The 620-nt window shown below is 67.6% G+C and carries 1 pseudogene; it reads right to left on the bottom strand.

Annotated features, from left to right (window positions below):
- Nucleotides 1-40: 40 nt before the first annotated feature.
- Nucleotides 41-620 (bottom strand): annotated as a pseudogene (locus tag CCN51_RS40265) (MFS transporter); the annotation flags it as partial.

The raw sequence follows: 620 nt of genomic DNA, 5'->3' as shown, positions 1-620 counted from the left end.
AGCGCCCCCACCTCTCGTATCAGCTGATCCAGATGGTCGTTCAGACGGTCTTGCCGGTCTTGCGCTGCTGCCACGGACGGCACAGTCCCACGAAACTGGCCATGGCCGCGACCGCACACACCAGCTGGACCACGGTCATCGGCACGGCCGTGTGCTCGCCCGCGATGCCCACCAGCGGCGAGGCGATCGCGCCGACGAGGAACGAGCAGGTGCCCAGCAGCGCGGACGCGGAGCCCGCGGCGTGCTTGGTGCGCATCAGCGCCTGGGTGTTGGTGTTGGGCATGGCCAGGCCCATCGCGGACATCAGCACGAACAGCCCGGCGGCCATCGGTACGAGGCCGACATCGCCGAAGACCCCACTTGCCATCAGGCACAGCGCGATNNGCGAGGCCGACGAACAGGGCCGCGTCCAGACTGACCCGCCCGGCCAGCACCTTTCCGTTGAGCTGTCCTACGGAGACCAGGCCGATCGAGTTGATCCCGAAGAGCAGGCTGAAGGTCTGCGGGGAGGCGCCGTAGATCTCCTGGATCACGAACGAAGACCCGGAGACATAGGCGAAGAGCGCGGCGAAGGCGAAGCTGCCCGCGAGCATGTAGCCGGTGAAGACGCGGTCGGCGAG

It is taken from the genome of Streptomyces milbemycinicus (assembly GCF_002154605.1).
GTDB classification, from domain to species: domain Bacteria; phylum Actinomycetota; class Actinomycetes; order Streptomycetales; family Streptomycetaceae; genus Streptomyces; species Streptomyces milbemycinicus.
The sequence above is the reverse complement of the archived record's forward strand: the minus strand, read 5'-3'. Positions and strand labels throughout refer to the sequence as shown.